This is a genomic window from Ruegeria lacuscaerulensis, assembly GCF_013031245.1.
Lineage (GTDB): Bacteria > Pseudomonadota > Alphaproteobacteria > Rhodobacterales > Rhodobacteraceae > Ruegeria > Ruegeria lacuscaerulensis_C.
This window is the reverse complement of record NZ_WPZL01000023.1, coordinates 1-23,640: the sequence shown is the minus strand read 5'-3', so window position 1 is coordinate 23,640 and position 23,640 is coordinate 1. Positions and strand designations below refer to the sequence as shown.

The window sequence follows — 23,640 nt, the reverse complement described above, 5'->3', positions numbered from 1 at the left end:
AGACCGCCGCCCAAAGGCCGGGCGGCCTGTTCAGAACTCGACGTGGTAACGCTCGGTCAGCCGGTTCTGCACCCAGTCCGGGACGCTTCGTCCAGGTCCACGGCCTGCTGCATCATCGTCTCGGCGCCCTCGCCCACCGCTTGCGGGTAGGTCCCAAGAACCGCCTCAGCACGTTCTGCGAAATCGGGGGCCGAAATCACGGCCTGAGCGGCATCGCGGTATGCCTGAACGATGTCGTCAGGCGTTTCATTCGGCAAGAAGATCATCTTCTGCGCGGGGTATCCGGCGAAATAGAGGCTTTTCCAGACCTCCCATTCCTGACCGCTCGGGGCCTTTCCATGCACCTGTTCATAGACTTCGGGAAAGCTTGGCAGATCGGGGAAGGTCGGATCGCGGACGATATTGCCGCTGCCATCGGGGAAGCCCCAGGTCATGATCGGAACGGCTTTGCCTTTCTCAACCAGGGGCGTGACCTTTGTGAGAAAGCTGGCCGAGGTTTGATAGTCCAGATTCACCTCGCCGCGTTCAAAGGCCAGACGCGCTGCACCACGACCTTTCATCCCGAATACCGGGCTGACATCGACTTCCAACATCTGCAGACCCAGCAGAACCAGCAGATCCAGCGACGTAGCTCCCTGACTGCCGAATTTCAGATCGGTTCCGTCCAGATTAACCAGATCGGCGGCCTTTTCCACGCCCAGTTCAGGATTGATATACATGATGGCACCGGTTCCGGTGGCAAGAACGACAGTCCAGTCCTTGTATTCATAGTTCACGCGCTTATCGCCCAGTAAGTACGGAAGCTGCGTCGACCCCGAAGTTCCCAAAAGGGTCTTGCCATCGGGTTCTGCCCGGGCCTGAAACTGGTTTGCGCCCTTGGTCGAACCACCGCCGGGGATGTTCTTGACGACAATGGTGGGCTGGCCTGGTAACTGCTCGGACAACAGCGGAGCGTAGAAACGGGACCAGCGGTCCGATCCGCCTCCCTCCTTGAACGGAATAATCCATTCAATGCGCTGGCCCGAAAAATCTGCCGCAGCTACGTGTTGGGCAGTTGTCCCCGTGAATGCAATTACCGACGCTGCAGATACCGCGAGTGGCTTGATGAGTGTCCGAAGCATAAGGCCTCCTCCTGCTTGTTCCTTTTTTGTCATATGGATCCAGTCGTTCCCTTATCCGCATTCCGAAAGATACAGGAATACTGCAAAGGGCAGATCGCCTTTAGGATCCGGATGAATTGGACTCTCCTCCCTCATCCGAAGCAGAATCGACTGTAATTCGCGAACCTATCATTCCGCTTTCAACTCAAAAAATAAGTCGATTGAAGCAAATCGTGACCTCCGTATTGTAGAAGCATGCGCATTCTTGTGGTCGAAGATAACGAACGCCTTGCCGAAACGATATGCCGGTCGCTGTCCCAGATGGGACATGCGGTGGACACGGTTGACGATGGACAATTGGCGGACGAACTGCTGGCATCGCAGGGCTTCGATCTGGTCGTGCTCGATCTCAGCCTGCCGGGCCTTGATGGTTTGGAGGTTCTGAAACACATGCGTCGGCGCGGCACCAACATACCGGTGCTGGTCCTGACCGCGCGATCCAGGCTTGAGGACCGGGTCGGTGGGTTGAACCTCGGAGCGGACGACTATCTGACGAAACCATTTGAGCTGGCCGAACTGGACGCGCGGGTCAGCGCCCTGCTGCGCAGACGACCAGACACGAAACCTGTGACCGTTGAGTTGGGACCGCTGAAATTTGATACCATTAACCGCGCCGCGCACTTGTCCGGAAAACCGGTCGAGCTGACCCCACGAGAGCGCAGCGTTCTGGAAATCCTTATTGCCAACCACGGAGCGGTTATGAGCAAGGACCGCATCGCAGAACACCTTTACAGCTTCGATGACGAAGCTGGAGTCTCGACTGTCGAATTTTATATTCACCGGCTGCGAAGGAAGCTGGGTCGCCACAGCAAGCTGATCAGGACAGTCCGGGGGCTTGGCTACATGCTGGATACATAGCGTAAATGTCCGGGATGTCACTGCGCGGAAGATTGCTTTTGTGGATGCTCGTCCCGGCCGGAGTCATGTCTGCCGCAATGGTAACCGAGGCCTATGTCAGCGCGCGCTCTTTGGTAGGAGAAATTCACGACAAGCAACTAGTTTCGACGGCACTGGGAATTTCCGAATATGTTGTTGGATCAACAGGGGATCTGCTGCCGACCGACATACTGGCGCTGATGACCAGTTCCAGCGGCGAGCGGATTTACTACCGCGTCACCGGCCCGGATCGGTCTTTTCTGACTGGGCATGTCGATCTGCCGATGTTTTCAGGTTCCATCCCCGAAGAAGGCGGAGTGCCAGTTTTTTTCGACGCTGTCTATCGAGGAGAGAAAATTCGCCTGGTCTCCTTGTCCATGTTGGTCGCGGAACGGGACATCAACGGCTGGGTAACTGTGCAGGTTGCCCAAACGCGCGAAGTTCGTGACCGGCTTACGCGCGAGGCCGTAGTCCGGGCGATCCTGCGGCTTTCCATTACCATTGGGCTTGCGGTCTTTTGCGCCTGGATCGGTATCACTCGCGGCCTCGCACCGCTTGAGGTTCTCGGTGGTGCAATCAAGCGACGCTCATATGATGATTTGCGCAAGATCCGGCACGAAATGCCTGCGGAGATTTCCGACGTCGTCAACGAGCTGAACCGGCTACTCGAAAGGTTGAAAGACAGTATCAAAGCCAGCCAGGCTTTTATCTCGAACGCGGCGCATCAGCTCCGGACGCCCCTGGCCGAAATTCAGGCGCAATCGGAACTTGCGCTGCGTGAAGTCCGCGATGCCTCGGACCGGGACAATTTGGAAAAGATCGTTGAAAGCACGCGAAAATCCACCAGACTTGCTAATCAGCTTCTCAGTCTCGCTACAGTGCGACCAGAGACCAGAGGTGGATTGACCGATGCGAAACAGGTCGACCTGAATGATCTTGCGGCACGCGTGGTGCTCGATTGGGTTCAACGGCAGAAAGGCAAATCCACCGATATCGGGCTGGAGAAAAGCGCGTCTCCCGCACTTATTCATGGTGACCCGGTTTTCTTGCAGGAACTTGTCAATAATTTGATCGACAATGCAATTGAGTACGGCCTAGAGGACGTGAGGATTACAGTGCGGATATCAGTCGATCACGCCACCGCGATTCTGGAAGTCGAAGACAACGGCCCCGGAATTCCTTTGCCGGATCGGGCTCAGGTCGTCGACCGTTTCGTTCGCCTCCCGGGTTCGAAAGGAAGTGGATGTGGGCTGGGCCTGTCGATCGTAAGGGAAATCGCTGAGTGGCACAATGCGGGCATATCGCTTCACGACGGCCCTCAGGGAACGGGGCTTTGTGTTCGGATAGCTTTTCCCGACATAAGGATCACTGGAAACTGAGTTCAGCCCTGTCCGTTTAGTTCGTGCACTCCACTTTTTCGAAGCAAATTCAGGTCAAGATCGGGCGCGGATCGAACGAGCAGACCTGCCCGGTTCATGCGTTCGACCAATGGCTGCACTTCGCCAGTATCGATTTTGGACAGGTCTTCGCGCGTACATCGCGCAATGACAAACGCGCGCTTGAGGCACGGCTATTGAACAGGCACGTCGCGCGGCTCATCAAACAGACCGTGCTGGCCGCCGGGATCCGCGCCTAGCTGCCCGAGTAAGACCGCATCGCCCTGTTCTCGGGACACAGCCTGCGGGATTTGTTGCATAGTCTGGAATATTGACGCTCTCGGGGTTTACGAGTGAATAGTCTCAAAAATCATGATGAGAATAGCCGCTTTCCGATTCGAAAGCGAGAAGGGCGATGCTGCGTTTTCGGTCTCCAGATGGCTTGCCACGGCTCGTGGCTATCCACTCATCCGCTCGGAAATTCTTCTACGCCCCCGCGCACCGCCGCTCAGCCTTAACAATCTGTTATCGCCACCCCGAGGCATTTGACGCTTGGAATGCCGCCACCAGAGCAGCTTGAAACCCAAGCTCCTCCAGTTCCCGTTTTCCGAACGGTTAACGTGTCAACGTACTGAACCAAACCGGGTTGCTTCAGTTATCGTGACATCACGCTTAATCTTTTGTTTTGTTCAATATTGCGTGCGAACCACTATTGATATTGATAATTCCTCACCCGTGAGTGGTGTTCCAACCTTTTAGGGCTCACGCCGGCCAATTCGAGTCGTGCTCGCGCTGTGCGGCTGTCAGACCATTCCGGAAATACGCATCGTAATATTCGTTTTCCACACGATGGGCCTGCAACCAGATGCCGGGCGCGTGGATCGCCTCGCAATGGGCCGGGAAGCGACCGTGGGTTTTGTAGATGTAAGTACAGATGTCGCGGGCGCAATCGATGATGTCCTGCTCGTATTCACCGGCCTCTTCTAAATATTTGTTCCCGAAGCCGTCCTTGTAGATTTGCTGAAACAACGCCTCGTTCTTGTAGATCCCGTCTGGGCCAAATTTGCCAGAAACCACCGCATCGACTGCATCGGACATGGTAGGATAGTAAGGTGGGCATTTGCCCTTGATCAGATGCTCTCCATGATGGCGCAGGCCGACGGCATGAGCCCGTACATGCTTCATCGCCGCGATCGGCAGTGTGTGCCAGCGCAACAGATCCATAAGCCGCCATTTGGGCGTGACGTAGTCAAAGCCCAGCATGGTGCCAAAGCGGTCGCTGAATTTTGGATCGCCCATCAGAACCGGCGGTGATATGGCCGCATGAATCCAGCCGCCCAGACCCAGCGCCTCGGTCACCAGAAACAGGTTCTGGATCAGAAGATCGGCCTCGATCTGGGTCCGCATCTGTCCCAGAACACCCAGCGGGATTTTGATGTCGGGGTTCAGAAAACCCTTGTCGATCCACCGTTTCACGCCGGCGGGCTGATAGAAGTTGCGGTCATCCACAATGACGGGACGCGCCTTGTCCGGCTGAGTCAGGATATACATCAGGGCGTTGATATACTGGTATGACAGGTTAACGACGGGAAAGAAAAGTGTGGAACCAGGAGTGTTCGACAGAAACCGGTTTGAATCCAGATAGGCGGGAAAATCACGCATACCGTCCGGCACATCAATGCGACGGTCGAGGATACGTACCTTCGCCTGTTCCGCGCGTTCAATCAGCACTTCGGGCGTCCAGTTCCCGGTTCCACCTTCAAGTGGATCCAGACGGCGCAGGAAGTATGTGCCGCTGTCATTGATCATGAAGAAGTGGGTGCCCTGCGCGTTGTCGGGGCTGCCTGCGGTGCGCCCCTCCATCACCAGGTTTGGTTTGGACATGATCGGATCGCCGCTTTCATCGTCGAAAAACGGACGGTCCGGCATTGTGAGGCCACTCGCTCCGGTTGCGGCAATCAGGATCGCTTCCTGCAGGGGCGACAGGGGCGCGCGATCGTTCTGGGACGTCCAGCTTAACGAGCCTGCAACCACGTTTGATCCGCGGCTGACCCGCTTGGTCCGCCGGTTCCACAACGTGCGCGCAAGCGGTGCGTTCAGGAACGAGTCCAACCCATTCCGAGCCTTTTTGTCCGGCATGTCTCAGCCCTCCTGCACCTTGTGCCATGGCGCAAAGGCCGTGGCGGTTTTCGGCAGCACTGGTGCAAATTCGGGGAAATGGCGCAACAGCAGAGACTTCATGCCATTTTGTGCGACCCAATCCATGCCCAGTTGCGTATAGATTTCGGGTCGGAAATCGGTGGTCAGGAACCGATCCGACTGCAACCGGCGCGACGCCATCAGGATAAAGATCCGAAAGGCCGTATCCGAGAATCCGAATCCGTCCGGAGGCGTTTCCCCCAACAGGCCAATCACGGTATCGACCTTGTCGATGTCGTCGTAGAGTTCTTTCAGGATGCGGTTGGTCTCGGGGCTTGCAGTCAGTTCGTCCCACTCGGTCACAGCCGGCATGTGCAGGCCTTTTCGGAACTCGTTGTACCGTGGCACGCGTCTGGAACGGGTCCGAACGATATCCACCACAGACAGGTCAATCAACTCGCCAAACCTTTCAAGATTTTGAAGCGATTTCGGAAAATTGTGCAACGTGATCGCACCAGGATGGGCAACGCCCTGAGAATACAGACAATCGCGCAATCCCAATTCACGCAGTTGCTCGTCGGTTTGTTCACCCTGTATCTCAAGGAACCCGCGCCGCGCTTTTTCCTTGCCGGATTTGTAGTCATAGAAAATGTAGTCATCCGGGATCAATGGATGCATCCGATAGACTGTGGCAAACTCCTCGGTCAGGGCATAGCGCGCAGTATGGTGATCCGGTTCGGTTTCGGGAATGCCTTTCAATGCGTGCACGTCTGTTAGCCAGATGCCCAGCCGTGTCAGCCAGGACTTCGGCGGACCATACCAGTTGGTCTTCATGCCGATATCAAGCGCCTCGGTTCCCAGAATGGCCGGGGTCCATTCAACTGTGTGAATCTTGGCGATCAGGGCAGAAACGATAAGGCGCGCGGTCTGGTACACCCGCTCCTCATCCATCTTTGGATAAGCACGCTCCAATTCGTCACACAGAACATTGTGTTCGCGGGCAAAAAGCGTATGCAGCGTGGAAAGCCCCAGCCACCAGCTTTCGTTGAACCCGGTCAGCTCGAAGCCCTTGGTGTTCAGGGGCAGGTAGCCCTCTTTTGTCAGTTTGAGTTTCGGCCCGTCCCGCAGCTTTCTGGCGGCATCGGAGTTGACACCGTAAACCTGCGAGCCGTCCCACCAGTGGGAATTCTCATTGGCAAACAGGAAGGGGTCGTCAGCCCCTTTCTTCGGAATATTGCTTGCAATTCGCATCTCGCGTTCCGGTTCACCGTCGGGCCGGTTCTTCCAATCGGGATAACCATCGGGGATCGGAACGATGTCGTCGTCTTCACCCAGTTTCCGGCGTTCATGGGCAACCCAGTCATGGACCTGAAACTGAATCCACGAGGCCGCGAGAATGTTGAGTATCTTGGCCGGGATGAATGCCTGCCGGTCCATCAGCCGGCGCGCCACCTCGACCGGGTTCGGACTGTTGTCGGGCTGCACTTGCGGCGGCATGTTGCGCCCAAAGGTGGCCCCGGCCGCACCCATTCTGGGATCCGACAAGTCGTTATAGCTACCGTCATGGGTGCGATACACGCGATGCGCGGGAGCAGGTTCAGGTGGGACCGCGCGGGCACTTGGAACAGGCTCCTCGGGGTCGGTGTCGATAAGGTTCTTTTGTCTCAGATCGTGTCTGAGCGCATCTAAATTCAGAAGCTGCACCAACAGGAATGGGATACGGTGCCATGGCACGCGCCGATTCACCGCCCGCAGGATGGATCGGGCAGCCGAGCCGAAAACCCGGTTTCGAAGCGGCGGCGGCGGCGCTTTGAACCGCTTGCCCTGCCGGTGAGACGAGGACGCATCATAGGCAGCCTTGCGCGCCCGGTTCAGATTTCCCAGCGGGCGGAACTCCTCGGTCGTATTCCAGGGGTTGAAGCCCATATTTTCGATTTCCAGCGCCTCTGCCAGCGCTTCGGGCGTGGACAGATCGCGCTGAGGCAAAACCAGTTCGGCAACCTTGACCGGCGGGCTGACCAGTTCGTCCCATTCATGCGCCGCATCTTCGATGGGTGTCTGCTCCTCAGATACAAACCGCTGAACCGTGAGGTCGAAAACGACTTCTCCTTTCGCCTGACGCGCCGCGTATTCTGACGACAGGCGAGATGCGCCGGCATATGCGCCCTGAACACCCGCGATGTCTTTTGCCGGGCTGAACGTGTAGCGCACCGCTTCGTTGCCCCAGGCGATTGCGCCGCGGCTCCAATAGCTCTCCAGCGCAACGCTGTCACAAACCCGTAGGGCCGTTCGCACGTTGCCCAGCATGCGACGGGTCTCGGAGAATCCCAGAAGGAAACACAGGCGTATCAGTCCGACCAGTTTTGACATCCGCCCACCGGACACGGCATGGGCAAATACCACGAATTGCCGGGCGTTGCGTGCATGAGGCACGGGGAAGTTGGTGGCCAGCAGATCGTGACCAATACTGTCGGATTCCCACACGCGTACAGCCAGTCCGCGCAAATCCTTGTCTTCGTCGGATTGGGTTTGCGAGGAAGCGTTCGAAAACCGCACAGTTGCCGGATACGTTTTACCAGGCAGCGCGAACCCAACCTGTAAATCCTCGGGCAGGTTATCGGCAAATCGAAGTTCAGCGCCTTTGAACGCAACGATGGCTTTCTTGTGAAAAGCCCGGTCAACGCTGCGCGCGCCGCCTGCTGCCATGGACTTCAGCTGAGCCGCCATCATCATTTCGGCCAGCGCCTTGGATTCTTTCAGTTCGGCCTCGGGCGACCCGCCCACAAAAACCTCACGCCATTTCCGCAGGGGTTCCGAACTGCCGTCCATTGTGGCCTCCTCTTGACTACAATCCAAATCGCGTGCGTATGCCATTCCGGATCGCCGCCAGCACCCCTTCGGGATGAGGTGAGTAGTTTGGCAAAGCCAATCGCGTGATCCGCGCATCGATGAGGGATGGCCTGCCACTTGCCAGTGCTGCGCCGAACGCCTTCTCGAACTCATCCAGCTGATTGACGACATACCCATCGGCGCCACAGGCACGGGCATAGGCAGCGTAGTCGGGATTTTCGAATTCGGTCAGTCCCGTCTTGAAGAAGGCGGATAGCTGATAGAGCTTGATTAGCTTGAATTCGCGGTCGTTGAAAATGACCCAGACCACTGGAATGTCATACTGTACCGCAGTCATCAGTTCGAAACCGCTCATCAGATAGGAACCATCGCCGACCGTGGCGACCACGGGGCGGTGCATCTCGGCATATTTTGCGCCGATTGCTCCACAGACACCAATACCCATTGGCCCATACGTTCCGGGCTTGCGGAAGTTCTGGCCCTCTTTGAGTTCCAGGTAGTACCCGGCCCAGGCAGCATGTGCGCCTGCGTCGGCCAGAACGATCCCACCCGGTGGAAGAAGCTGAGAGATTTTCTGGACCATTTCGCCCGGATGCAGTTGCTTCTGCGGCGAGATGATAAAGCGTTCGTCATAGTCCTTTGGCCTATAGTCACGCTTTGGCACTGGTCCGATCACCGCGTCGAGGCGTTCAAAGAGGCCCTGCAACGCCTGCCGGGCATCACCGAGGATTACGTGGTCCGCTTTGTAGAATTTGTCGAACTCACCCGCATCGATGTTGACGTGGATCAGCGTTTTTTCGTCAAACAGCCCGTCAAAAAAATCAAATGTCGCATGCTGCGCAAATGAATTACCGACGGCCAGCACCACATCGGCATCCGAAAACAAATCCCAGGCCGCCTTGTGGCCTGAATCACAATAAAGTCCGATCGCAAGCGGGTTTTCCTCGGCAACGATCCCCTTGCCATCCATCGTGGTGAGCAGCGGAATCTGGAATCGCTCAATGAACGACTTGGCAATATCGTTCGCCCCGGCAAGGATTGCGCCAAAGCCGGCCAGCATGACCACGGTCTTTTCAGCCTTGATCGCCTGTTCCAGCGCTTTTGAAACCCTGTCCAGCGCATCCGGATCGGGTGCCACGCCTGTCTGAGGCTCGCTCAGAGGTCGAAAATTCGTCACTTCGACTTTTGGATCAGTGATATCCTCTGCGACCGCGATATGAACCGGGCCAGGCCGTCCTTCGAATGCTATATTGATGGCCTTCTGCAGGGTATCGATCAGATCATCAGGGTCGGTGACAAGAAAATCCGCAGGTTCGCCTGTTTCCGGGTCTTTCTTGGTCGCGGCGCGGAACATCATCCGGGAATCCGGTGTGCGTGCCAGACCCGAGGTTTCATTCAGCCCGCCGCGTCCCTGCCACGCAACAGTAGAATACCCGCTGATCGCCAGCAGGGGGTAGCTGTCCGTCAGGGCCACACACATGCCCGAGATCAGGTTGAAAGCCCCCGGTCCGGCTGTGGCGAAACACACGCCAAGTTTGCCGGTGAACATTGCGTGGCCGCAGGCCATGAAGGCCGCACCCTGTTCGTTCTTAGCAATAACCGGTCTGATCTTGTTGGAAGCATCCAGGGCAAGCATGAGCCCAGCGGCGTTTTCGCCGGCCCCGCCATACGCGGCATCGACTCCGATAGTCTCAAGTGCGGCAACTACTGCGTCGTAAACCCGCATCTAATGCCATCCAATCAATGTCTCAACAATAATCCCAACCATAGCAGAAATTGCCGTTTTTAGAAACAGCACGGGATTAAACTCGCGCATAGGTAGCAACGCGGGTGGTGAAATCCGGCAATCGAAACGTTGTTCTCGCAACGGGAAGGCGGCGTTCAACAGAACAGATCAGTGTTATCTAAGGTCTTTTCGGAGCAAGTGCGGGTTCTTTTCGGTGACGTTTCGGACCACATTCAGCGTTTTTGGCAAGTTGGCAGTGTCGATCCCCTCGGGCGTGCGTTCGGTCGCCATCAGAAATTCGAGGAAATGAAGCAGGTTGCTCAGAGCCTCGCCGTTTACCGGATACACTGATATCGCATCGGCGAACCACCTGGCCGGGTCGCGATAGGGTGGCCGTGCATCCCCCGAACAGCACAGAATCGCGTCCGTCACCCCAAGGGCATTGCGATAATGGGTGTCCGTCGGAGCAAGTTCGGCCGCGCGCAGGAATGACTTTCGCGACGCGGACCAGTTGTTCAATTCCGACGCTTCAATAAATCCGATCAGACCATGCGCCAGCGCACGCAGTTCAGGCTCGTCACCCGTCAACTCGTTTTCCAGATAGCGCTCGAAGGCCGCAATCGCCTGGGACGGAGCCCGCCCCGGCACCGGAGGATATTCACCAAGCTCATGATCCTGCTGCAACCTCAGGAAACCAAGGATACCGTTCAGAAAATCAAGCTCGGGCAGGCTATGGTGAAACAGCCGGGAGGCTTCCGGGTTCACCCGGATAAACCCGTGGTCGGGGTGTCCACCCATCTCGTCGTTGACTTCGATCCAACCCGGTTCGTTTGTGATCCGAACGCTGAACGCCCTCGGTTGACCCGGTTCGAACATCAATTCCTCGCTGGACGCATTTACATCCGGTTGGGCAAAGACTCTGCTGGCCTCGAGAAACGCACTGTCGATGCCGTCAAACAGTTCTGCCGAGATGACCCGCGCGGCAAAGGTCACGTCCAGTGCAGGCACCGAGACAGACAACCTCTGATCAGACCCCGCAAGGGGCACGAACAGGACTTCTTCCGCATAGTTTCGCGGCATCGGCTGCAAAAACTCATACTGATGCGATTGGCGGCGAAACCCCCTTAGCCTGGATTGCAGGAAAATCTGTTCATCCTCGATAAAGATGCGGCCCTGCATGAAGACTAGGACTTGTCCATTACGCAGCGGTACAGATGCACCTCCTGCCAGCAACTTTTCAAGAACCTCATCAGGATCGCACACCTGCCCCAGGAACATATGGGCGACGACGCCCAGACTGCCATAGGTCGGCTGATGCCAGCTGTCCAGCTTGAACAGCCATGAAAACCGCTGTGCCATTTCCTGCAACCTTTCCAGCCTGTTACCCTCGGACGAAGTCGCTTCGGCCGAGGTTGCCAGATACTCCAACGGCACGATATTCGCAGCCGACCCTTCGAAGATGTAGGGACTGTCACACGCGGTAAAGCCGCCCGCATCCGCCCCTCGCGCGCCGAACGACGCGCCCGTAAGCAGCGTCAGCACACCGCAAAGGATTAGCGCCGCCAGTCGGGTCTTGAGAATGTCGGTTGCATCCTTCATCACTGACCTCCTCCGCTGTCGGTCCGAGGGGGCAGCGGGTCCACGCAGACGCCGCTGTCCGCACTGCCGTCACCGCGAATTTCCTGTAGTATGGGAAGCACGCTCTGGTCTCCAAAATCGGCGATCGCCTGTTGATAAACGCGTTCGGCACCCGCGTGGGCGAAATCCCCCAGATCTTCCCATTCAGCTTGTTCCAGACCCAGAAAGTCCGGCCTTGGCCGAGCCGCCTCGAGCGTACCGATCGCATCGCAATAGAACGCGCGGGAACGCAGAAGCCTCGTTTTGCGCTCTTGCGCCGGGACCGCTTCAGCCGCTTTTTCATGCCTGAGACCAAGCGCCAACGCGGCCATCAGGCGCAATTCGGCATTCCCGCGAAACAGATCCGCCAACCCGGCGTCGATCTGTGTCTGTTCATAAAGGGCTTCGTGATAACCCGGCATGCGTGGCGGGCGGGCATTGTGGTATTCGTAGTGGCGAAGCGGAATGACCACATACGCCACGATTATGTCGTCACCGCTGACACGGGCTCCAACCTCCAGCAGCACCCGCTCGTCATTGAGTACACCGGTTACATTTGCATCGTAATTGTCCGAGTCCCGCATCTGCCGTTGCGGGCAATAGATGACATTTGCAAGCGATCCCAGCGACGCATCGGCCTTGTCGAAATGCATCTCGAATGCCGCAAGCAAAGCACGCCTTTTCCGCTCGCTGATTGTGCGCACAAGATCCATCGAGCCAATCAGCAGCTTGTCTTTCGCCGCGGCCTCATCCGGACACCCTTGTAGCGCTGCATGCGCCTGCTGCCCCACAAGCAACACCGCAGCAAGACCGGCAAGGATGGTTCTGATCAGCCTCGAAGGGCTGTACGTGCAAGACATATAGTTCACCAAACCTTCCACCATGGTTGCGCCCTCTGGTTGGCTCTTTCAATTTGCGTCAGCGCCGTCTGAATTGCCGCCTCGAAATCCGGCTGCACGTCCGACGGCACACCGGCAGCGGTCAAGTTCGCACCCAATCGTGTTAAGGGGCCTACCGCGTCCCGACACCCCACTGTGCCAGCGATTTCAGCCACCGCTTTGCGCGTGCTCCATTTGAAGGTTTCGGTCGGGTCGTCAATTACGCGAACGATGACATCGCAGGTCGCGTCATTTGTAATCAGCCCCGCCTGCTCCAGCCCGAGCTTTCCCCATCCGATTTGAAACTCATTCCCATGATCGATAAATTGCACAAGGGGATAGGCCGCGACGCTTCCAAACCCTCCAAGGGCAAGCGCAGTTGCCTTGGATTTTTCAGAGTCGTTTGCAAGTTCCGGGCTGTTCAGATCAATCACATAGGTTTTGAGCTTGTCTGCGGCATCGGCAGTGAACTGCGCGCGTTTCAGATCAAGCTCGACGCTCTGCACCAGCAGGTAGGCCAGAAAGAAAGCGACCGAGGTCTTAATCAGCGACATCAGCAGTTCGGCAAACCACGCGCCTGTCTGGCTTTTCTTTCGTTCGGGTTCCGCATTCGTTGACTGTTCTACATTCCCGACACTGCGCGTGTAGAGAATGAGAGCCTCAGACTGTTCAGAGGCTTCATCGCCGGGTGTATGTGCGTCGTTTTCGGCCATTCCGTGCCAGGCATCGCGATCCTGTGGGCTTGCGTAACTCTATCACAAGACGACTGAATTCAGAAGAATGCCGCCTCTGGCAGGCACAATCTTCGCATGCAGTAACGCAGATGATCCGTGCCAGAGGGCGTCGGTAGAAACGCTTGGCCAAACGTCACGACCCACCGGACCAAAGGCAAACACCTCTTGACGGATGCCGGCAGGTCCGTTTTGTGCTACGAATTTTACAAGCAACTTCAGCAGCGCAAGAGGCCGGTCGTGTCTAACCGTCGAGTGGAACTGCATTATTTCGCAATAGCGTTGCTGCCCGTGCTCATATTCGCAATTCACGAAGTGATGCAAACACACCTGATCGCAAACGACCTGAACGTGCCGCCAGAGATACTGCAGAACGAAAACACCTGGCTGGAAGCGGTCGGGCGTTTCCGGTTTCTTGCGGCTTCATGGTTTTTTGCATCACTTGCTGTTCTGGCTGTCGCGGTACTTGCCCGCAACCTGATGCGTCCTATGGCGCGGGGTACGCGAATTGCCGCCATTGGTACCACGCTCGCCATCTTTGCGCTGGCCCTGCTGCCCACGATCCAGCAGTACGCGACGGCGAGCGCCCCCCGGATATACCATCAGGTCGGCAAGGCGGTCTTTGAAATGGCTTTGTCCAAGGGGTCGTTGCCCGGGTGCCTGGAACCTGACGATTTCTGGCTGTTGGGCCGGTGCGGAGAAATACCGGTTTTCACCATGTTCAGACGGGTGCTGGACATTATCAACGCCCTCGCCGGGCTTGCTGTGGGTGCGTTGATCGCTGGCATGATCCTGTGCCTGGCGTCCTGTGACGGCGAAACTGTGGAGGAAACCGCTGACGAGTTGGGCAGAAACCTGCGCCAGATGCGGCAGCAACTGTACCTTACCAGTCTCATTCTGACTTTCGGCATGTTTTTTGCATCAAGTTGGATGTACTGGCCCATGCCTCTGATCGTCGAGTCCGCCAAGGTCCACTATAACTCGCTAGTAACCGCTTCGGCGTTGTTCACCGGAACCTACTTCTGCCTGCTGATGCTGAGTTTCTATCTTCCGGTTGCCCTAATCCTGGACAGCAGGGTCAAAAAACTGTCCCGGGTTGCCAGCCGCGGCACAAAGACTGAAGACAGCTTTGACGTCGAGGGCTGGAAAGCATCGCACGGGCTGAAAGAAGGCACAGGAGAATTCCTACGCGCGGGATTTGCGCTGACCGCACCGATTCTCGCCTCATTTGCCGGGGGCATCTCGTCCGTTGCGGTTTGAATGGCGTTAGTCTGTGTTCAGACCCATCCGAATAGGTATAGGAAAGGCTCTGAAAGAGTAGGCGCCCCTATACGTTGCTCGGTGTTTACGACATGCCATTTTCTTACGTTCTTCATTCGGCCAAAATGCGTGATACCGCTTCGGAAATATCGGCCACAGTCGCGGTAGGCTTGGGTGAGAAACGCGCCTCGTCGCCTTGGCGATATTTTCCCGTTCGCACCAAATAACCTTTCGCTAGGCCGGCAACCAAGGCGCCTGCGATATCACTTTCAGCATCATCACCGATCATTACGGTCTGGTCGGGATTACCCTTCGCACTGGCTATTGCTGCTCGAAAGAACTCGGGTTCCGGCTTTCCAAACACCCGAGCTTGCATCCCCACGGCATATTCCAACGCTTTTATGAAGCATCCTGCGTCCAGACTTAACTCCCCATCGCTATCCATGAAGACACGGTTGTTCGCGAGGGCCACCAAGGGCGCGCCTTGCTGCAACATCCGGAACGCACGGTTCATATTATCAAAAGAAAACGCGTTGGCGGCGTCGCCAACGATAACGGCTGGCGGTCCGGTGTTGTCGCAGCTGACAAATTCTTCCTCCAGTGCGGGGTGGACAAGCAAATGTGGGCTATGCCCTGTACGGTTCAGCCAATCGAGAACGAAAGCGACAGGCGTAAAAACTTCTTCTGGCTGTACAGCAAAACCAAGGTCTTGCAATTTTCCTAATATCAGGCGCTTAGGCATCCGGGTGCTGTTGGTGAGGCAACGCACCTGCCGTCCGCTGGACCGCAATCGCGCCAGTGCCTGAATGGCTCCGGGAACCACATCAGTGCCTTGGTAAAGGACACCGGAAATATCGAGTAATACCGTTTGGATCATTGCCAAAGTGTGTCGGAGCTTTTTCGACACGTCAAATGTGACACCATTCGTTAAAGCCGCACTTCGTCTGCTTTGCAGAGCAAAGGGTCTTTAGGAAGCGCGACTAAGGTCAGCAATTTACCCACAGGGACCGCGTTTCAACCCAGGAATGCCAGGCGTTCCGCAAAAGCCCGGACGGCTCTTTTCACGCGGTTTCCAACTGTAACCTCGCACTAACGGTATAAGCGGTCAGGTTGCGGTATGGTTATTTCCTTCATCCGCGTGCAGTCGGAAGCGGGACCAGATAGGCTGGCCCCGCAATTGTAAAACACCCACCTATTCCTCGGAAGGCATGTAGAGATTACCCCCTTCGCGGAACTTGGCTGCCATAGCTTCCATTCCCTCCTTCTGGGCCTCGGACCGGATGTCGTGGCTGATCCGCATCGAGCAGAATTTCGGCCCGCACATGGAACAAAAATGCGCCACCTTATGCGCCTGTTTCGGCAGCGTCTGATCATGGAACTCGCGCGCTGTATCAGGATCCAGTGACAGATTGAACTGATCTTCCCAACGGAATTCGAAACGGGCGCGGGACAGGGCGTCGTCGCGGCGCTGTGCACCCGGCAAACCCTTTGCCAGATCGGCGGCATGGGCTGCTATCTTGTAAGTGATGACGCCGGTTTTCACATCGTCCCGATCCGGCAGGCCCAGGTGTTCCTTGGGCGTCACATAGCAGAGCATGGCGCAGCCGAACCAACCGATCATCGCGGCGCCAATACCGCTGGTGATGTGGTCATACCCCGGAGCGATATCGGTGGTCAGGGGCCCAAGCGTGTAGAATGGTGCTTCGTGGCAGCACTCCAACTGCTTGTCCATGTTCTCTTTGATCTTGTGCATGGCCACATGGCCCGGGCCTTCGATCATCACCTGGCAATCTTTGGCCCAGGCGATTTTGGTCAGTTCTCCCAATGTCTCCAGCTCGGAAAATTGCGCCTCATCATTGGCGTCCGCGATCGAGCCGGGGCGCAGGCCATCCCCAAGGCTGAACGATACGTCATAGGCCCTGCAAATGTCGCAGATTTCGTCGAAATGCGCATACAGAAAGCTTTCTTTGTGATGGTGCAGGCACCACTTGGCCATGATCGAACCACCGCGCGAGACGATGCCGGTCACCCGGTTTACCGTCATCGGAACCATGTGCAGACGGACGCCCGCGTGGATGGTGAAATAGTCCACGCCCTGTTCGGCCTGTTCGATCAGCGTGTCGCGGAACACCTCCCAAGTCAGGTCTTCGGCAATGCCATTCACCTTCTCCAGCGCCTGATAGAGCGGCACCGTACCAATCGGAACCGGGCTGTTGCGGATAATCCACTCGCGTGTGTTGTGGATGTTGCGGCCCGTGGACAGATCCATAACTGTGTCTGCGCCCCAGCGGATCGCCCAGACCATCTTGTCCACTTCCTCTTCCATCGAGGATGTGACGGCTGAAGTGCCCATATTGGCGTTGATCTTGACCAGGAAATTGCGCCCGATAACCATCGGTTCGCTTTCCGGGTGGTTGATGTTAGCGGGGATGATGGCACGGCCTGAGGCGACCTCATCTCGTACGAATTCAGGGGTTACATAGTCGGGAATGTTGGCGCCCCAGTCGTTGCCTTCGCGTTGCTCGGCCACTGCTTCGCGCAATTGGTTTTCGCGGATGGCGATGAACTCCATTTCCGGTGTGACGATCCCGGCGCGAGCATAGGCCAGCTGCGTGACCGCCTTACCATCTTTCGCACGTAGCGGACGTGGGCGCACCGGAAACTCCGGCGTCAACCGGTCGCCTTCGACAAAACCGTTATCCTCGGGTTTGATTTCGCGCCCGTCATATTCCTCGATATCTCCCCGCGCTTCGATCCATTTTCGGCGCAATGGCGTCAGACCCTGTCGAATATTGGTGATCACATTCGGGTCTGTATAAGGGCCAGAGCTGTCATAAACCGGCAGCGGAGGCTCGCCCGCCGTCGGGTGGACCGAGATTTCACGCATCGGCACGCGGACATCCGGGTGCAGCTTGCCATTCACGTAGATCTTGCGCGATGCGGGCAATTCACCCGTGGTGATTTTTGGGTTGGGGACGTTCATGGTGGTGCTCCTCAAGCGGTTCAACTCAAAAAGACACCAGATGAGTTTTGGCTTGGGGAAACGAGAGGGCGGTTGGCCCCCTGTTCGGAGAACGCCTGCCCGGATTCGTGGCCTGCGCGCCCTAGCTTCCTACGCCAGTATCAACTGGGTCAGGTTCAAAGGGTCGCGTCCCCGGGCAATGCCCCGTCAGCCTCTCAGTCCCCTCGGTGGGACTCCCCTGCGTGCTGAGGGTTTAACGCGTGATTCACCGCATAAGCAAGAACCAAATCTCTCCGATGCCAACCATGCCCTTTCTCACGGGTGTCTGGAGCATCCATATGGACGCAATACCGGGATCCTGCAGGTTGTACGCGAACTCTGGGACAACGGTCGGCACGGTCAAGTCATTGACTTTGCGCCGTCAACTGCGAAACGCAGTCCTATGATCAGCCGTGCGATGCCAATCTCCGGTGCTCAAGGTCAACCTGACAATCCTTGACCGGCAAATGGTCCTACCGGAGAGACCGGTGATGGCGGCGGGGATTATCGCAGTTTTAATTCAAAATACATCGGTTGACCTTGCGGCGGCACTTTCAATCGCGATGATTGTTGCCAATGCCTACCGAGGGACGAACGATGTCGAAGCCACTTGAAGGTATCCGTGTTCTTGATCTGACAAACGTGCTGGCCGGTCCGTTTTGCTGTCATCACCTGGCGCACCTGGGTGCCGAAGTGATCAAGGTCGAAGCTGCGGGCCGAGGTGATCTGGCCCGGCAATTGGGAGCGGATCCCGAATTGAACGCGGCGGGGATGGGCGTGTCTTTTCTGGCCCAGAACGCCGGGAAAAAGTCGGTCACAGTGAACCTAAAAAATCCCAAGGGGAAGGCGCTGTTCGTTAAACTGGTCGAAAGCGCGGATGTTGTTGTTGAGAACTTCCGACCGGGGGTGATGGACCGTCTCGGCGTCAGCTATGAAAACCTCAAGGCAGCAAACCCAACCCTTATCTATTGTGCAATTTCGGGGTTCGGGCAGGATGGCAACTGGATGCATCGCCCGGCCTACGACCAAATAATACAAGGCGCTTCCGGATTGATGTCCATTACCGGGGATCATGAAAGTGCCCCCCTACGTGTCGGTTTTCCGGTGGCAGACACAGTGGGTGGGATCACTGCGGCTTTCGGGATTTCCGCCGCACTCAATGCGCAACCGCGTGGCACGTTTATCGATGTATCCATGCTTGAATCCGTGCTCGCGACGATGGGCTGGGTTGTATCCAACTACCTGATCGCCGGAGAGGAACCCAAAGCCAACGGAAACGAAAACGCAACCTCCGCCCCCTCGGGTGCTTTCGAAGCCGGTGGCGGATTGATCAATATTGCCGCCAATAAGGATGAACAGTGGGTACTTCTCACCGATCACCTTGGGCTGGCCCAGCTGCGAGACCGGGAAGAATACCGCTCACGAGAGGATCGTAAAAAAAATCGTCATGCGTTGAAAGCCGATCTTGAAGTGGTCCTTAAGACCCGCCCGGCGCGGGACTGGGCCAAAGAACTCAACCGGATCGGAGTGCCGTCCGGAGCAGTCCTCACGGTGCCAGAAGTGCTCAGCATGCCCCAAATCGCGGATCGGGGTTTTCTGAGTACGTTTACAGATGTGCCCGGTGTTGGACGCGACATTCAGGTAGCAACGACGGGTATGAAACTCGACGGCGCCGCACCAACAGTCGACACGCCGCCTCCCCTTCTGGGGGAGCACAACGATACCATCTGGGCAGAGCTCGGGCTGTCCAAGGACGAACTGGACGAGTTGAAAGAGGAGGGCGCCATATGAGCGATACCCGCTCGGATGTATCCGATTGGTGGACCACCGACATCATCGACATGGCACCGGGACAGATCAGGTTTCGGGGAACGCCAATTGAAGACTTGATCGGCAATGTGACCTTCCCGCAAATGATCTGGCTGATGACGAGAGGGGAGGTACCCACGCAGGCGCAGGCTGATCTGTTGCAATGTGCGTTGGTTGCAGCCGTGGACCACGGACCTCAGGCGCCGTCCATTGCGGCGGCTCGGATGGCCGTGACCTGTGGCCTCGGGCTGAACGGCGCGATGGCTTCGGCGGTCAACATGCTTGATGACGTTCACGGTGGCGCCGGAGAGCAAGCGGTTGAGTTGTATTTCTGGATTGACGACGCCATCGCCGGTGGTCAGCCCCCATTGGATGCGGCGGCAGAAATGATTGACCGCTGGCAAGCGGAGCGCACAATGTTTGTACCGGGCTTTGGCCACCGTTTTCACAAGCCCGAAGACCCTCGCGCGCCGCGTCTATTAGGCCTGGTAGATGAAGCGGTTAAATCAGGAACAGTGGAAGGTCGCTTTGCGACGGTCGGCAGAGCCGTTCAGGAAACGCTCAACGGTCGCAAAGGCAAACCGGTGCCGATGAATATTGATGGCGCGACAGCAGTTATCTACGCCGAACTGGGTTTTGCCGGGCCCCTGGCCCGAGGCCTGTTTTGTTTGTCACGGTCAGTGGGTGTCATTGCCCACGCCTGGGAACAGATCAACCAGGGTGGTCGCAACAAGGGCCCTACGCCTCCAGGCTATCGCTGGACCTACACCGGTCCGAACCCGATCATTGATGCTGACTAAGTTGCGAATTGAAAAGCAGATTCAAGCCATCAACAAATGAGTTCCAAGTTGCAGCGGTTCGTTTATGCCGCAGCGCTCAGTACTTTGGACTCATTCCGGTAGCAGAATGCACGGCGGCATCGACCGGTATTTCAGCTCGTATGCTGATCAAGGGCTGGCTTAGGAACGGACATGGACAACCCTCTTCTTTGGACTTTGATTTCCATTCAAGTTTTCATGGGGGCATTCGATACGCTCGTGCACCATGAAGGGACGGAACGGCTTGCCTGGCGCCCGTCTCAAAAGACCGAGTTGCGCCTGCATGGGGTTCGCAACTTTTTCTATGCAGTGATTTTTCTATGTTTCGGCTGGTTCGAGCCACATGGCGCATTCACTATTGCCCTCGCCATCATCCTAGGTCTTGAAGTCCTGATCACACTTTGGGACTTCGTCGAAGAGGACATGACCCGCCGCCTGCCCGGCAGCGAGCGCATCAATCACACCCTTCTTGCCCTGAACTACGGCGCGATCCTTGCGCTTGCCGCGCCCTATTTGTGGGCCTGGTCGACCTTGCCAACGGCGCTGGTTCCCGTCAACTACGACTGGTGGAGCGTCATGGCGACCCTCTCGGCCGTTGGCGTTGGGTTGTTCAGCGCACGCGACTTGATGGCTGCGGACCGAAGTACACGATTGACTACCGGTGACCCGGTCACTCTTGTCGGGGATCTTGAACCTGGGCAACACGTATTGATCACCGGCGGCACCGGGTTCATCGGACAACGGCTGGTGCAGGCTCTGGTTTCGGGCGGGCATTATGTCACCGTACTTACCCGAGATCTGCGCAAAGCCGAAATTCTGATTCATCCGGTGCGCATCATTACCAGTTTAGACCAGATCCACAGCACTGACCGGTTTGACGCCATTGTCAATCTTGCCGGAGACCCCGTCGCGAACGGACTGTGGACGGCCAGAAAGCGGGCGCGCATCATCGACTCTCGCGTTGAGATGACGAGGGCGCTGGAGGCATTGATCCAAAGGCTGGACCATAGACCGGATTGCCTGATCAACGGGTCGGCCATTGGCTGGTACGGGCTGCGTCAGGACGAAAAGTTGACCGAATCCTCTCCCCCCTCTCCTGCCTTCGTTCATCAGGTGTGTGATACCTGGGAGAGCGCCGCCGACAAGATCGCGGCGCATGGCGTGCGGGTTGTTACCCTGCGTATCGGGCTTGTGCCGGGCGTCGAAGGCGGAATGTTGGCCCGGTTGCTGACGCCGTTTGAGTTCTGCGGTGGCGGGATACTGGGCAACGGGCAGCAATGGATGTCCTGGATCGAGCGCGACGACATAGTTCAGATCATCGCCTTTACGCTTGCGCGGCGGGATATCAACGGACCAGTCAACGCAACTGCTCCGGAACCGGTTCGTAATATCGACTTCACGCACGCCCTGGCGCGGGCTTTGAACCGGCCTGCTTTCCTGCGTTTTCCCGAATGGCTGCTTGCCGGTCTGGCGGGTGATATGGCGCGTGAAACAATGGTTGGCGGACAACGTGTCCTTCCGTCACAGCTGCTACAGAACGGCTTTGTGTTTGCGCACCCAAAATTGACTCCTGCCCTACGCTCAATTACCGGTACGCGGTCCTTTGCGCCAGTAAGTCACACGCAAGAGCGGCGGGCCTAGGCGGCGCCCGCCACAAGAACCCGATCAACCAGGACGCACCCACGCAACGCCCGGTTCCAGGCGATAGCCCCACGGCAACCCGGCGTTGCGCCATCCATTCACAGACCTTACACCGTTTGCGTCCTTGTCTCCTTCGAATCCTTCGACCAGATTCCAAACGTTTTTGTACCCCGCCCGAATAAGCCTCCTGGAAGCCAGGGCCGACCGCGCGCCGGAGCGGCAGGTCACAATGATGGCGTCATCCCTGGTCTTGCCCCTGGATGTCAGCAGCGCGTCGAATTCGGCCACAATGTTCGGGTTGTTGACCGTACGATACTGCCCGCTGTCAGGCTCAATCTGATGCGTCACAATTCCCAGCGGGATGATCTTGTCCACCCCTTCAGGGTGCCCAACAAATGAGATTTCAATCGGATCTCGCACATCGACAAACATGATGTCCGGGGCGTGCCGTAAGGCCGTGTACGCCTCAAGCGGCGTCATATACAGGCCCAAAGGCGTTCGTTGCCGGTCGCTCAGCGTTGCAGGATCAATTGTCGTTTCAGTGCCGGCAGCCGCTGACGCGATCAAGGCAGGAGCCGCCAGCGCACTGGCGGCCCCCATTTTCAGAACTGACCGACGAGACGGAAAGCGCAGCGTGTTCATCGGCCGGCCTTTTTATCGGTGCACAATCCCAACATCGCGTATATCGGGCAGAACCTGACAAACGCGGTCACAACGAATACCGTACCAAGCCAGCCCCAATAACCAATTGTTCCGGTCACGGCCAGAAGGATCAGCGCGGACCCCAATATCAGGCGCAGGATACGGTCGGCCGAACCGACGTTGGTGGTGAATTGCATAATCGAATCTCCTTATTGGTTTGAGACGAGATTCGCAGGTTTGAGCCGTGGATTATGTGACGGGGTCACACAGCATCTGATCTGGCATGGCGTCGCAGGGCGGGGATGTCCCATACTTGGACGACACCGCGTTTCAAACCCACCCATCCGCGACGTTCGAAATCCTTGAGGATACGCGACATGACCTCTCGGGCGCTGCCAAGTTCGGTGGCGATACGTTGGTGCGTGATGCGGATGTCCGGCCTCTGACCACCTTGATCCACCAGCCACTGCGCCAGCTTTTGGTCCATCCGGTTCAGCAGCAAATCGTCGATGACCTCGGAAAGTTCAACGATACGCAGGGAAAAGGCCCTGAAAACCGCGGCTCGGAATTCGGCATCCGAGGCCAACAGCGCGTTAAAGCGTTCCCGCCCGATTGCCAACGCGATCACCTGTCCTTCGGCGTAGCCAAAGCCCGAATAGGGAATATCGGACAACATGCAGGACGTGGTCATCACACAGCTGTCGTTCGGCCCAACGCGATACAAAACCACTGTCCGTCCCGAGGGCCCTGTCTGTTCCACCCGAACAATGCCCGCACGCACGATCAGAAACACCTCGCCATAGGCCCCGGGGGCAAAAAGCTCGGCGCCGTCATTGATTTCAAGACGCGTCCCTACGGCTTCCAGCCGGTCAAGAATGGCATCGGTCCAGTTTTGCAGATTCACTGGCGCATCTCCACTAACAATCAGCTTTAATCTACGCGCAGAACATCACGGAAAAAACCAATGGAACCTGTGACAAAGCCGCCTGAGGCCGAGGTTACAGTTGCCGACAGTCCGGCCGTCACGAACTCCTTCGCCAGGATGCTGGAGGTCAATGGATTGCCGAAGAAGATTGTGGCTGCAGGCTTGTTTCGCCGCCTTGAAAGCATGAAATC

19 protein-coding genes, 1 pseudogene and 1 riboswitch are annotated in these 23,640 nt (G+C 57.1%); of the genes and pseudogenes, 8 read left to right on the top strand and 12 right to left on the bottom strand.

The features are described 5' to 3' along the window. Nucleotides 1-56 precede the first annotated feature (56 nt). Nucleotides 57-1,121: a Bug family tripartite tricarboxylate transporter substrate binding protein gene (locus GOX66_RS19530; RefSeq protein WP_237212689.1), complete on the bottom strand. Its 1,065-nt coding sequence runs from the start codon at nucleotides 1,119-1,121 to the stop codon at nucleotides 57-59. Between the two features lie 234 nt (nucleotides 1,122-1,355). Here GOX66_RS19530 and GOX66_RS19525 point away from each other — a divergent pair, with 234 nt between their 5' ends. From GOX66_RS19525 to GOX66_RS19515, 3 genes and pseudogenes are all read left to right on the top strand, one after another. After that, nucleotides 1,356-2,018, top strand: a complete 663-nt coding sequence (locus GOX66_RS19525; RefSeq protein ID WP_170764715.1) for a response regulator transcription factor — start codon at nucleotides 1,356-1,358, stop codon at nucleotides 2,016-2,018. A gap of 65 nt (nucleotides 2,019-2,083) precedes the next feature. Beyond that, nucleotides 2,084-3,415: a sensor histidine kinase gene (locus tag GOX66_RS19520; RefSeq protein ID WP_170764713.1), complete on the top strand. Its 1,332-nt coding sequence runs from the start codon at nucleotides 2,084-2,086 to the stop codon at nucleotides 3,413-3,415. Nucleotides 3,416-3,465: 50 nt separating this feature from the next. Next, nucleotides 3,466-3,669 (top strand): annotated as a pseudogene (locus tag GOX66_RS19515) (integrase); the annotation flags it as partial. Between the two features lie 505 nt (nucleotides 3,670-4,174). Here GOX66_RS19515 and GOX66_RS19510 read toward each other — a convergent pair. The 6 genes from GOX66_RS19510 to GOX66_RS19485 all read right to left on the bottom strand — a co-directional run bounded on the left by GOX66_RS19510 (nucleotide 4,175) and on the right by GOX66_RS19485 (nucleotide 13,335). After that, nucleotides 4,175-5,551 carry a hypothetical protein gene (locus GOX66_RS19510; RefSeq protein ID WP_170764711.1) on the bottom strand — a complete coding sequence of 459 codons (1,377 nt, stop codon included), beginning with the start codon at nucleotides 5,549-5,551 and terminating at the stop codon, nucleotides 4,175-4,177. Nucleotides 5,552-5,554: 3 nt separating this feature from the next. Next, complete coding sequence (locus GOX66_RS19505) at nucleotides 5,555-8,380, bottom strand: peroxidase family protein (RefSeq protein ID WP_170764709.1); 2,826 nt, start codon at nucleotides 8,378-8,380, stop codon at nucleotides 5,555-5,557. Between the two features lie 16 nt (nucleotides 8,381-8,396). Continuing rightward, nucleotides 8,397-10,127, bottom strand: a complete 1,731-nt coding sequence (locus tag GOX66_RS19500; RefSeq protein WP_170764707.1) for a thiamine pyrophosphate-binding protein — start codon at nucleotides 10,125-10,127, stop codon at nucleotides 8,397-8,399. 174 nt (nucleotides 10,128-10,301) lie between these two features. Further along, nucleotides 10,302-11,726, bottom strand: a complete 1,425-nt coding sequence (locus GOX66_RS19495; RefSeq protein ID WP_170764705.1) for a hypothetical protein — start codon at nucleotides 11,724-11,726, stop codon at nucleotides 10,302-10,304. Next, nucleotides 11,726-12,613: a hypothetical protein gene (locus GOX66_RS19490; RefSeq protein WP_170764703.1), complete on the bottom strand. Its 888-nt coding sequence runs from the start codon at nucleotides 12,611-12,613 to the stop codon at nucleotides 11,726-11,728. Before GOX66_RS19490 ends, GOX66_RS19495 begins: the two co-directional genes overlap by 1 nt. Next, entirely contained in the window at nucleotides 12,610-13,335 is a 726-nt protein-coding gene (locus GOX66_RS19485; RefSeq protein ID WP_170764701.1) for a hypothetical protein, read from the bottom strand. The genes GOX66_RS19490 and GOX66_RS19485 overlap by 4 nt, the downstream gene beginning before the upstream one ends. A gap of 258 nt (nucleotides 13,336-13,593) precedes the next feature. On the opposite strand from GOX66_RS19485, the gene GOX66_RS19480 reads away from it, so the two are divergent. Then, nucleotides 13,594-14,613 (top strand): hypothetical protein, encoded by a 1,020-nt coding sequence (locus GOX66_RS19480; RefSeq protein ID WP_170764698.1) that lies wholly within the window; start codon nucleotides 13,594-13,596, stop codon nucleotides 14,611-14,613. 112 nt (nucleotides 14,614-14,725) lie between these two features. On the opposite strand, the gene GOX66_RS19475 is transcribed toward GOX66_RS19480, so the two are convergent. Then, entirely contained in the window at nucleotides 14,726-15,490 is a 765-nt protein-coding gene (locus GOX66_RS19475; protein WP_170764696.1) for a TIGR01458 family HAD-type hydrolase, read from the bottom strand. Nucleotides 15,491-15,805: 315 nt separating this feature from the next. After that, a complete protein-coding gene (gene thiC, locus GOX66_RS19470; RefSeq protein WP_170764694.1) occupies nucleotides 15,806-17,596 on the bottom strand; it encodes a phosphomethylpyrimidine synthase ThiC in 1,791 nt (596 codons plus the stop codon). Between the two features lie 109 nt (nucleotides 17,597-17,705). Continuing rightward, nucleotides 17,706-17,825: riboswitch (TPP riboswitch) on the bottom strand. A 280-nt stretch (nucleotides 17,826-18,105) separates the two neighbouring features. Between thiC and GOX66_RS26085 the strand changes: the two genes are divergently transcribed. From GOX66_RS26085 to GOX66_RS19455, 4 genes are all read left to right on the top strand, one after another. After that, nucleotides 18,106-18,228, top strand: coding sequence for a hypothetical protein (locus tag GOX66_RS26085; RefSeq protein ID WP_272871534.1), 123 nt, complete (start codon nucleotides 18,106-18,108; stop codon nucleotides 18,226-18,228). Then, nucleotides 18,212-19,405, top strand: coding sequence for a CaiB/BaiF CoA transferase family protein (locus GOX66_RS19465; protein WP_170764692.1), 1,194 nt, complete (start codon nucleotides 18,212-18,214; stop codon nucleotides 19,403-19,405). Before GOX66_RS26085 ends, GOX66_RS19465 begins: the two co-directional genes overlap by 17 nt. Then, nucleotides 19,402-20,223, top strand: coding sequence for a citryl-CoA lyase (locus tag GOX66_RS19460; RefSeq protein WP_170764690.1), 822 nt, complete (start codon nucleotides 19,402-19,404; stop codon nucleotides 20,221-20,223). Before GOX66_RS19465 ends, GOX66_RS19460 begins: the two co-directional genes overlap by 4 nt. Before the next feature lie 171 nt (nucleotides 20,224-20,394). Continuing rightward, nucleotides 20,395-21,882, top strand: coding sequence for a TIGR01777 family oxidoreductase (locus GOX66_RS19455; RefSeq protein ID WP_170764688.1), 1,488 nt, complete (start codon nucleotides 20,395-20,397; stop codon nucleotides 21,880-21,882). A gap of 24 nt (nucleotides 21,883-21,906) precedes the next feature. On the opposite strand, the gene GOX66_RS19450 is transcribed toward GOX66_RS19455, so the two are convergent. The 3 genes from GOX66_RS19450 to GOX66_RS19440 form a co-directional block, all read right to left on the bottom strand. Beyond that, on the bottom strand, nucleotides 21,907-22,524 hold the full coding sequence (locus GOX66_RS19450) for a rhodanese-like domain-containing protein (protein WP_170764686.1): 618 nt from the start codon (nucleotides 22,522-22,524) through the stop codon (nucleotides 21,907-21,909). Next, nucleotides 22,521-22,721 carry a YgaP family membrane protein gene (locus GOX66_RS19445; protein WP_170764684.1) on the bottom strand — a complete coding sequence of 67 codons (201 nt, stop codon included), beginning with the start codon at nucleotides 22,719-22,721 and terminating at the stop codon, nucleotides 22,521-22,523. Before GOX66_RS19445 ends, GOX66_RS19450 begins: the two co-directional genes overlap by 4 nt. 65 nt (nucleotides 22,722-22,786) lie before the next feature. Continuing rightward, nucleotides 22,787-23,428, bottom strand: a complete 642-nt coding sequence (locus tag GOX66_RS19440) for a helix-turn-helix domain-containing protein (protein WP_170764682.1) — start codon at nucleotides 23,426-23,428, stop codon at nucleotides 22,787-22,789. Nucleotides 23,429-23,640 lie beyond the last annotated feature (212 nt).